At 32.0% G+C, this 10,878-nt stretch carries 7 protein-coding genes and 1 pseudogene; 2 read left to right on the top strand and 6 right to left on the bottom strand.

Features of this window, described 5'->3' with window-relative positions:
• Nucleotides 1-52: 52 nt before the first annotated feature.
• From bioB to CN514_RS04885, 3 genes are read right to left on the bottom strand one after another with little or no spacing between them, the layout of a single operon-like run.
• A complete protein-coding gene (bioB, locus tag CN514_RS04895) occupies nucleotides 53-1,048 on the bottom strand; it encodes a biotin synthase BioB (protein WP_098231635.1) in 996 nt (331 codons plus the stop codon).
• Between the two features lie 16 nt (nucleotides 1,049-1,064).
• On the bottom strand, nucleotides 1,065-1,751 hold the full coding sequence (gene bioD, locus CN514_RS04890; protein ID WP_098231634.1) for a dethiobiotin synthase: 687 nt from the start codon (nucleotides 1,749-1,751) through the stop codon (nucleotides 1,065-1,067).
• Nucleotide 1,752: 1 nt separating this feature from the next.
• Nucleotides 1,753-2,325: a biotin transporter BioY gene (locus CN514_RS04885; protein ID WP_098231633.1), complete on the bottom strand. Its 573-nt coding sequence runs from the start codon at nucleotides 2,323-2,325 to the stop codon at nucleotides 1,753-1,755.
• Between the two features lie 140 nt (nucleotides 2,326-2,465).
• On the opposite strand from CN514_RS04885, the gene bioA reads away from it, so the two are divergent.
• Nucleotides 2,466-3,830: an adenosylmethionine--8-amino-7-oxononanoate transaminase gene (gene bioA / locus CN514_RS04880; RefSeq protein ID WP_098231632.1), complete on the top strand. Its 1,365-nt coding sequence runs from the start codon at nucleotides 2,466-2,468 to the stop codon at nucleotides 3,828-3,830.
• 169 nt (nucleotides 3,831-3,999) lie between these two features.
• Here the strand turns inward: bioA and CN514_RS04875 are convergent, their stop codons facing one another.
• Genes CN514_RS04875 through CN514_RS04865 form a run of 3 tightly spaced genes read right to left on the bottom strand, consistent with a single transcriptional unit; the run spans nucleotide 4,000 to nucleotide 7,402 of the window.
• Complete coding sequence (locus tag CN514_RS04875; protein ID WP_098231631.1) at nucleotides 4,000-5,304, bottom strand: VTT domain-containing protein; 1,305 nt, start codon at nucleotides 5,302-5,304, stop codon at nucleotides 4,000-4,002.
• Nucleotides 5,305-5,337: 33 nt separating this feature from the next.
• On the bottom strand, nucleotides 5,338-6,702 hold the full coding sequence (locus CN514_RS04870) for an ATP-binding protein (RefSeq protein ID WP_098231630.1): 1,365 nt from the start codon (nucleotides 6,700-6,702) through the stop codon (nucleotides 5,338-5,340).
• A gap of 1 nt (nucleotide 6,703) precedes the next feature.
• Entirely contained in the window at nucleotides 6,704-7,402 is a 699-nt protein-coding gene (locus CN514_RS04865) for a response regulator transcription factor (protein ID WP_098231629.1), read from the bottom strand.
• A 247-nt stretch (nucleotides 7,403-7,649) separates the two neighbouring features.
• Between CN514_RS04865 and CN514_RS04860 the strand changes: the two are divergent.
• A pseudogene (locus CN514_RS04860) lies at nucleotides 7,650-10,766 on the top strand (efflux RND transporter permease subunit).
• Nucleotides 10,767-10,878 lie beyond the last annotated feature (112 nt).

Genomic DNA, 10,878 nt, shown 5'->3' with positions numbered 1-10,878 from the left:
TAATAAAAAAACGAAAACCTGATTTTTCATTTTCTAGGTTTTCGTTTTTTTATTATGAGAATATCTTTTCTTGTTTTCCAACCAACTCAATCTCAAAACCTAAATCTTCTAGCATTGCATGGTCACTATTTGTCTCTTGCCCCTCCGTCGTCAAATAATCACCGATAAAAATACTATTTGCAGCGTAAAGCCCTAGTGGTTGTAAACTACGTAGATTTACTTCTCGTCCTCCAGAAATTCGAATTTCTTTAGTAGGATTTATAAACCTAAATAGTGCTAATACTTTTAAACAATATCGTGGATTTAATTCGTTCACTCCTTCTAGTTTTGTTCCATTAATAGCATGTAAAAAGTTTACCGGAATGGAATCTGCATCCAATTTACGCAATGACCTCGCGATCGAAATAACATCTTTTTTTGTTTCTTTCATTCCAATAATGGCCCCGGAACACGGAGATATGCCTGACTGTTTAACTTTCTCAACCGTATCGATTCGATCCTGATATGTATGGGTTGTTGTAATATAATTATGGTGCTCAGCAGATGTATTTAAATTATGATTATATCGATCAACACCTGCCTCTTTAAGCTCATTTGCTTGATGATCTTTAATAAGCCCTAAGCAAGCGCATACTTTCAAACCATATAATTCTTTAATTTCCTTTACCGCATCAGTTACTACATTTACATCTCGATTCGTTGGTCCGCGTCCACTTGCAACAATGCAATATGTACCTGCTTTTAATTCAAATGCACGCTTCGCCCCATCAAGAATTTCTTCTTTAGATAGAAAAGGATATTTCTCAATAGGTGCACTAGAAATTGAAGATTGGGAACAATAGCCGCAATCTTCAGGACAATAACCACTTTTGGCATTTATGATCATATTAAGTTTTACTTTTTTTCCATAATAATGTTTCCTAATAATAAATGCACCTTGTAAAAGTGAAAGTAAGTCATCGTCATCACATGACAATATGCTTAAGGCCTCCTCATCTGAAATTTCTTTACCTAAAATAACCTCTTGCGCTAATTTAGTCCAATCCATATGATCACTCACCATTTCATTGATTTTTCGTTAATAATTGCTGAAATTCCAAAATAGATTTTTCTGTAAAGAAATCCATCTGCTCCGGTATGACTCCAAGAATGTCATGACCTGTTAATTTTTCTAGCATAATTAAATTATCTTTTTCCATCTCACTCATAACTGATGATACTTTATTAATTAATAAACCTTTTAGATTAATATGATGTGATTTTAAGTACTCAGTTGTTAATACAGTATGATTAATTGTTCCTAGCTTTAATGTTGTAACTAGTATTACTGGTAAGTTTAATAGTTTGATTAAATCAATCGTTCCAAAATTTTCTTTTAATGGAACCGCAACTCCACCTGCTCCTTCAACAAAAACAACATCATGCTTATTTTCTAATTGCTTATATCTTTCTAAAATAACTTGTTCATCAATAAAAACATCTTCTAATTTACTAGCTAAATGTGGTGAAACAGGTGTTTTAAATGTGTATGTACTGTAGTAATCATGCTCTTCTGTCAGTTCTAGTTTCTCTTTATAAAAAGCTACATCTTCCCCTATGACTCTATTGTTAATATTGACTACTCCACTTTGAATTGGTTTATAAGGAATCGCATCAATTCCTTTTTTCTGTAAGCAATCCACCATTTGAGCAGTTACATAGGTTTTACCAATATCCGTATCAATTCCAGTAACAAAATATCCTTTACCCATCTTAAGCAGCCACCTCTTTTTCGTTTTCTCTAGCTTTTGCAAAATGAGAATGTAGGCGCACCGTCAATACTCCTCCAAAAATAGCTAGTAACAAATCTTGCCCAATACTATAGACGAGTCCCATCATTAGAACTTCTTTTAATGAAACAGGACTATCTAACCAAGTGTTTAATGAAATATAAACATATGTAATGCCTAAAATATAAACAATAATTAACCCTATTACATTAGCAAAAATGAAATTCTTAAGTTTTGGTTCACTCGTTTTTTCAACGATCGATCCAATTACAAACGCGGCAACGATGAAACCGATTAAATAGCCAAATGTCGGTTTTAAAACATATTCAGGTCCACCACCTGAAGCAAATACTGGTATTCCAATTAATCCAATACAAACATACAGTAGTTGACTCATCATCCCTTTTTTACTGCCTAAAAGACAGCCCGCTAAAAATACGAAAAGTATTTGAAGCGTAAAAGGAATCACTGGTAAGGGAATCTTAATAAAAGCTCCGATCGATGTTAGTGAGGCAAATAAAGATATTACTGTTAATGATAAAGTCCTATTTTTCATTTGTGTCCCTCCTATTAGTTTATGAGTTTAAGATATTAGCAGAATTTGACAAACTAACAAAATTAAATTAACATGCAATTGAAATATATGTCAACCAAACTATAAAATTAGGTTAACATATAAAATAAGGGGGAACATATATGAATCATGAAATCTATCAAGATTTATCTAAAAAAAATAAACAGTATCTTTGGCACCCTTTTACTCAAATGAAGGATTACATAAACGAAGATCCGCTAATTATTTCACATGGAAAAGATCGAAAACTATATGATATATTAGGAAATGAATATTACGATGGGGTATCGTCTATTTGGTTAAATGTTCACGGTCATAATATTCAAGAATTAAATCAAGCAATTCAGGAACAATTGGAGAAGGTTGCCCATTCAACACTTTTAGGAATGGCTAATATACCTGCGATTCTTTTAGCAGAGAGACTAGTCGAGATTTCTCCTACTGGTTTAGAAAAAGTTTTCTATTCAGACTCAGGAGCCACTTCTGTAGAAATTGCGATTAAAATGGCCTATCAATATTGGCGAAACATTGGAAAAAAAGATAAGAATACTTTTGTAACAATGAAGGAAGCGTATCATGGAGATACAATCGGAGCAGTATCAGTTGGCGCAATAGACTTATATCATCAGGCATATAATGAGTTACTATTTCCAAGTATAAAAATATCTTATCCACATCTTTATCGTTCAAAATACGTAGGAACAGAAGAAGAAATTAGAGATTCCTATTTAAAAGAAGTTGAAGATTTATTTATCGAAAAAGCTAATTCAATTGCAGCATTAATAATCGAGCCAATTGTTCAAGGAGCAAGTGGTATTATTGTCATGCCAAAAGGGTATTTAAAAGCAATACAGGAATTATGTATAAAATATGATGTATTACTTATAGCTGACGAGGTCGCAACAGGTTTTGGTCGGACTGGTAAAATGTTTGCCTGTGATTTAGAAGGGGTTACACCAGATATTTTAACTTGTGGAAAAGGATTAACTGGTGGTTATTTACCGGTAGCAGCAACATTAACAACAAATAGAATTTATGAAGCATTTTTAGGTACATACGAAGAACAGAAAACCTTCTTTCATGGTCACAGTTATACGGGTAATCCTCTTGGATGCGCTGTTGCATTAGCGAATCTAGATTTATTTAATAGCACAAAATTATTACAACACGTCGAAAAAATCTCTTCATATGTTCAAGAGAAATTGATGAAATTTAATGAGTTAAAACATGTTGGAGATATACGTCAAAGTGGCTTGATGATTGGGATTGAACTAGTAAAATCGAAAGATACAAAAGAAGCTTTCCATTGGAATGAGCGAATCGGAGTGCAAGTAACAAAAAGAGCAAAAGAGCTTGGACTACTCACCCGTCCCCTTGGAAATGTTATTGTCTTTATGCCTCCATTAGCTTCAAAGGAATCGGAGCTTGATGAAATGATCGATATTCTTTATCGCGCTATTTCTGAACTTACGGAAAACGTAATCTAACCATTCGTTACATCTTGAATTAGTGTAATTTGATAAGTGCATTATTGAAGTTTAACCACTTTAAAAAATTGTTCAAAAATAAAGAATCCCCGTATTGTAGACAACTAATAGCTGTACTGTGCTACAGGGATTCTCTTTCACTCTTTCTGATAATAATCGTTTATTTGGTTTACGTTTTTAACAATTTTTCCTCACGCATATTCTCTTTTAACAGCGAAACAAATCGAAACAACTCCAGTGAAAAGATAATTCCACTTAACCAAACTGAACTGAATACAAACCCAGCAGCAATATCACTTGGTAATAAGTGATGTAAATACACACTACTAATCGAAAATAATACAACAACAAAGATAAAACAAAAGAACATGATTAAATTAAGTATGTAAGCTTTGTTGTGTCGAATTAACATAATAATGAAATAACCTAATACAGTTAAAATCAACATAGATTCTTCATTTGGAAAGTTTTTACTTACATTAGTACCCAACATAAAGTTGAATATCCAAGGAATCCCTATGGATAGTACAAGTATCCCAGCTAAACTAGCGATAAAAAAGAGCAATTCAAGCCATTTATTTTTGTTATTTATCAGGATCACTAAGATTGTAGCAAGTGATATCGTCACTAACACCTTCCAAGTCGATAATGAATAAATAAAATTCATACTGACATGCCAATTTTGATTAAATAAATTAAAAACAATGGTCTTGAATATGGAATTGAATTTATTAAATTCATTGCTAATTGTGTCTTGAATTAACCCGACCATTAAGATAAAGAAAGTAACGAAAAAAATGAAACATGTTAGGATAATCAACTTTAATTTCATGAAACTTTTAAATCTCTTGAAACTTGATTCAAAAATTAATAGTAATGACTCTTTAATTATTTCCTTATTTGCTTTAACAACAAAGAAAGCAAGCACTATAAATCCTAATAATATGCTACCTAATACTAACCACTTTTTAATTTCGACTTGATAGATATCCCATTTTGGTCCCATGATCTGACCTAACCATATAAAGGTTCCAATCCAAAGAATTACACCAATATAGGAAAAGATAGCAAAGGATCGATATGGTAATTTAATGATTCCAGAAATAATGCTTGCGAAATGTCTAATCCCTGGAATAAAGAATGATACTAGTAATAATACCTTCCCATATTTTTCATACCATTTTGACATCTTTTCTATCTTTTCAGGACCCATATGGATAAAGTGTCCAAATTTGCGAAAAAACGGAGTACCAAGTTTATATCCTAACCAATAGGAGATCGTTACCCCAACAATTCCTCCAAGACCAGCAGAAATAATAGACAAAACAATATTCATTTTCCCATGAAAACATAAAACACCTACATAACTCATCAATGCTTCATTCGGTATAGGAACTATAATCAATTCCAACATTAATGATAAAAATAGGATAATATAGCCATATTCATTTAATAAATGGATGATTTCGTTCATATTAAAACCTCAATTTTCAATACTCTGTACTGATTATTTTCTCTTAATCTCATCTAGTGGAAATAGAACCTCTATTTCCGTTCCTATATTTTCAACACTTTTTATATTAATCTTCCCGTTATGCAAGCTAATTATATTTTTAGCAATTGAAAGTCCAAGTCCAGTGCCACCACTCGTTTCACGGCTACGCGCTTTATCAACTCGATAAAATCGTTCGAAAATATTTTCTAATTCTTCCTCTCTAATCCCAATCCCATAATCTTTTATTGAAAGAATAGCTGATTCACTACTACAACTAATGTTGATCTCAATCTTGTCTGAACTATACTTTAATGCATTATCTAAGAAGATAATAATAACTTGTTTAATTTTAAGTTCATTTCCTTTAATATATATTTTCTGTTTTTGAGCGTGTAAAGTAATTTCTCGTTTATACACATTTTGGAGCTGTACTAAAGTCGAATTACATAAAGCAACTAGTTCGACTGGATTCATTTCGATACTCTTTAAATTCTCCGATTCGGCTAAAGCTAATAACGTTTTTGTTAAATCTTGCATACGGTTGGCTTCGGAATAAATTGTCTCAATTGCTTCCGCCGCCATTTCCTCATTTTTAAAACCACGTCTTCTTAATAAGTTAGCAAAGCTACTTATAACCGTAATTGGAGTCTTTAACTCGTGAGATGCATCTGATACAAACTGCTTCTGTTTTTCGATGCTGTCTTGTAGCCTGCTGATCATTCGATTAAATGTGCTTGCCATTTTGTGTAATTCATCTTTCGTTTCGTTTTTTATTAAAATCTTTTTTGGAACCCCACTTTTTTCAATATCTTCCATCGTAGTAATCATAGAAGTAATCGGGTTCATTATGATGCGTGTTAACCATCTTCCAGCCATCATTGATAAAACTGCCGAAACACCAGTAACGATTGCCATTATTGTTAGTAACAAATCTTTTCTACCTTCTAGGCCTACTAACAATTCCCCAATTTCGAGCGTTCCAATCACTTTTTGATTCTGTAAAATTGGTACACGTACCACTATATTTTGATGCTCACTAAAAGGGATTAGCTTTGTTTCTTCATTTTTTGTGAACTTAGGTTTAATACGATTCAGTAGTTTATCATTACTAATTTCTGTCACAATTTTTGAGTTTGGATCAATAATTCGAATAAAAGAATGATTAGACATAAATGGATATAATACCTCTTCATTGATCTTCAATGTTATAGGAATATCCTGTTTTTTTAAGATTTCATGAGCCTTTTGACTCACAACATGTTCTTCCATATTTACAGTCGTTTTCATAAACAAATAAAAAACTAACCCGTTAATTAAAACAAGAATGATTAAGATCCATGAAGTAATTAGCAAATTTATTTTAGTCGTTATTTTCATCTTAACCCTTCCTCATTGTGTACCCCACACCTCGAATAGTTCGAATTAAAGGAACATCAAAGTCCTCTTCAATTTTCTTTCTTAAATGTCTAATATACACATCAACAACATTTGTTTCCCCTTCATACTCATAACCCCAAACGGTTGTTATGATGCCCTCTCTTGTCACAATCTTATTTTGATTAGTTAATAGATAAACTAATAAATCATACTCTTTTGGTGTTAAAGAAATGACTTTATCATTCCTCTTTACTTCTCTAGCTTCCAAATTAACAACTAAATCCTCAATCGCTAAAGTGGGATTTTCGTCTTCGCTTTTCTTAAACTCATGAACTAGATTACTTGCTCTTAGACACGAACGTATTCTTGCTAATACTTCTTCGATTTCAAAAGGTTTCGTAATATAATCATTAGCTCCATAATCTAGTCCGATAATTTTATCATGTGTAGCATCTCGAGCTGTTAATAAAATTACGGGCACAAATTGATTTGTTTTTCTTATCCTTCTTAATACTTCGATACCACTCAATTCAGGTAACATAACATCCAATAAAATTAGATCGACATTATTGCTTAAAGCCGACTCTAAACCAGCTTTTCCATTATGTTCGACTAACACTTCATAACCCTCATATTCTATTTCTAATTTTAAAACTCGAGCTATATTTATTTCATCCTCAATAATTAAGATTTTCTTCAATTAACTCACCTATTTCTATTAATAGTTTTAGTATCTCAAAAAACTCAATTCTATTTTTTAAGACTGATTCTAGTCTTAGAAGTTCCTTGTATAAATGCCATTATAGAACTTTTGATTTGTATTTTTTTCATTTTAATCTAATTTTAATTGATTATTCATTAAAGTTTCAGTTAGGAATTTTACAATGACATGGAGTTGATTTATGAAATAATTCTCAATTTAAAATAAAAATCGAAGGAGGTTTAAGATGAAAAAATTTATAGAATGGACCATGCAAAGAGCAATTTTAATGATTGTTTGTGTCGTTATGATCGTAACTTGGGGTGCTATCTCAGCTTACCAAATGCAACGCGATTATTTACCAGGTATAAACAATTCAACTCTTACTGTAAGCATGCGTCTACCTATGTACCAGGCCGATCAAGTAAAACAAAATATTACCAATAATCTTGAAAGTGCTGTAAGAACAACAGAAGGATTACAAGATATTGAAACTAGCTCTTATGATGGTGGAGTTTTTATGAGTCTGTATTTTCCAATGAATACAGATATGAAACAAGCTGAAATTGATGTAAATAAAGCTTTAGAAAATGCGGACATTCTCCCAACTATTACATCTAAACCTCTAGTTACAAGACTTACAACTAGTTCATTCCCAATCCTAACTTTCAGTTTGACTAGTGATAAATTAGATGATAATACTTTAAAATCAGTAACTCAAATGGATATTGTGCAACACCTTAAAACAGTACCAGGCGTATCCGATGTTTCAGTGTTCGGTGGTGCAAAAGACGGATACGTACTAACTGTTAGAACGAAGGACCTAGCAAAATATAAACTTACTTTAGATGACTTAAATAAAGCATTAGCTGTATCAGTTCCGTCCTTACCTGAAGGAACGATCTTACAAAATCAATTGTCTATTCCAGTTAAATTTGATGGATGGAATTTAAATGTTAAACAGTTAAATGATGTAAAAATCAAAAATTCAGATGGTGATCAAATCCCACTTTCAGCATTTGCAACTGTTACTCACGCTCTAAATGATGTAAAAACGATTGCAAGAACAAATGGAAAAACAAGTGTTCAATTAAATGTTATTAAAACACAAAGTGCAAACATTACAGATGTAGCAAAAAATGTGAAGGAAAGAATTCAAAGCTTACAACAAGTAAAAGACGGTACGGTTAAATTGACACCTCAATTAGATCGTGAAAAAGAATTAAATGATTCATTAAACGGTTTAATTCGTGAAGGTTTACTTGGATGTCTTTTCTCGATGATTTGCGTATTTTTCTTCTTCCGCAATGTAAAATCAACATTAGTCATTGCAATTTCATTACCAATTTCTTTATTAGCAACAACAGCTATTCTTAAATCAATGGGTATTACACTTAATATTTTAACCGTCTCAGGTTTAATTGTTGCAATGGGTCGTATTGTTGATGATTCCATCGTTATCCTTGATAATATGTACCGTAAAAGAGAACAAAATCCTGATAAATCATTACTATTTTCATTGAGTTCAGCAGTTTATGAAATGACACCTGCAATTTTAGCGTCTACACTTACAACAATTGCAGTTTATATTCCAATTGCCTTTGTAGGTGGAGCTATTAGTGCTTCATATAGTGGGTTTGCATGGTCTGTTGTTATCTCTCTAATTATATCGTTCTTTGTAGCAATTCTTGTTATTCCAGCACTTGCACTAATGGGTTGGAAAAATAATACAAAGAAAACAAATGCTGTTTCTTTAGAACCAATGATGAAACCGATCTTATTATCATCATAAAAGAATAAAAAACTTACAATTTTCATTTCAGCTTTACTATTTATTTTCGCAGTAGCATTTGGTTCGTTTTTACCAGTCTCATTCTTACCAAGTGCTAAAACTGGTCAAGTGGCAATTAAACTTGAATTACCTCAAGGAAGTACATTAATGCAGGTAGATTCTGAGGTTCAAAAGGTAGAAAATCAATTAAAAGATAATCCAAAAATAAAATCTTATCTATCTAATTTTGGATCAACTAATACGCCACAAAGTGATGATGTATTTGACCAAGGCGGTGGTTTCCTACAAAAACCTAACGTAGCTAACATTTCTGTTGCTTTAAAGAACGAAAAAGACTCAGACCAAGTCATTAAAGAACTTGGAAAACAACTGCCACTATTATCTAAAAATGTAGCTTATACTGTTTCAAGTCAAAGTATTGCTGGTGATGATTCTTTATTGAAAGTCATATTCACTGGCTCTGATCAAGCTACACTAGATAAAATTGCAGAGCAAATGAGATCAAAACTTGTTAAAATTGATGGACTAAGTGTTGATGGAAAAGTAGATTTAACATCTGGACTTCCAAAATATAAAATTACATTTAACCAACAAGCAATAGAACAAAATGGAATTCAATTATCAGATGTAATGAAAGTAATCAACCGTTATATGTCACAATCTAAAGATGCTACATTTGTAGTTGACCATATAAGTCTGCCAGTTGATATGTATCTTGATGAAATTAGTAGTGGAAATACTCAAGTTCAATTAAATGCATCGCCAGAAGATGTAATCAATTCGCTTAAAAATGAAACTTTCCAAACAAGCAGTAATAAAACCGTCAAACTTGAACAAATTGCATCTATTACGAAAGATAATGCTCCTTCAACGATTAATGAACGCAATGGAGAGCCTTACTCAATCGTTACAGGTCAAATAACTTCAAATGACATTAGTAAAATATCAAAACAAGTTGATGACGTCATTAGTAAACAAGCTCTTCCTAAAGGAGTAAGTTACTCAATGGGAGGGATCACTCAACAAGTTAAAGAAATGATTTTTGATATGTCAATTGCCGTAGCCTTCTCTATTCTTTTAGTTATGGTCATTACTTCATCATTATTTAAGGGATGGAGAGCTCCAGTTTCTGTATTATTAAGTATCCCACTAGCATTAAGTGGTGTTGTTATCTCTTTAGTAATAGTAGGTGGAGAGTGGAATTTAGCAGCACTAATCGGTGTCTTAATGTTAACTGGAATTGTAGTAACAAATGGTATCGTACTAGTTGATAAGATTGAGCGTAATCGTAAAAACGGTATGAATACTGAAGAAGCCGTTATTTCTGGTAGTCTTTCAAGGATTAGACCAATCTTAATTACAGCAGCAACAACGATATTAACACTATTACCACTAGCATTTTCACACCAAGGTGATACTGTCATTTCACAAACATTAGGAATTGTTGTAATCGGTGGGATGATCACATCTACTTTAAATAGCTTTTTAGTAATACCAATTATTTATCAATGGTTGCATAAAAAACAATCAAATAAGAAAGTAATTTCAACTGAGGAAGTTAATTCACTATAATTTTTTAAAGGTAACTCTTATATCTAGGAGTTACCTTTTCTATTTTAGAAAATATTTCTAGGCTAGAATCTTTTACATGTTTTCATCTAAATAAATAAAAATATATAGTCAA

Source organism: Bacillus sp. AFS001701 (assembly GCF_002559405.1).
Taxonomy (GTDB): Bacteria; Bacillota; Bacilli; order Bacillales; family Bacillaceae_G; genus Gottfriedia.
This window is presented reverse-complemented; position numbering and strand designations above follow the sequence as displayed.

Bases quoted from the DNA above. Each gene is read 5' to 3' on its own strand.
- CN514_RS04870 (WP_098231630.1), bottom strand. From the start codon at position 6,702: ATGAAAATAACGACTAAAATAAATTTGCTAATTACTTCATGGATCTTA.
- CN514_RS04875 (WP_098231631.1), bottom strand. From the start codon at position 5,304: ATGAACGAAATCATCCATTTATTAAATGAATATGGCTATATTATCCTA.
- CN514_RS04885 (WP_098231633.1), bottom strand. From the start codon at position 2,325: ATGAAAAATAGGACTTTATCATTAACAGTAATATCTTTATTTGCCTCA.
- bioB (WP_098231635.1), bottom strand. From the start codon at position 1,048: ATGGATTGGACTAAATTAGCGCAAGAGGTTATTTTAGGTAAAGAAATT.
- bioD (WP_098231634.1), bottom strand. From the start codon at position 1,751: ATGGGTAAAGGATATTTTGTTACTGGAATTGATACGGATATTGGTAAA.
- bioA (WP_098231632.1), top strand. From the start codon at position 2,466: ATGAATCATGAAATCTATCAAGATTTATCTAAAAAAAATAAACAGTAT.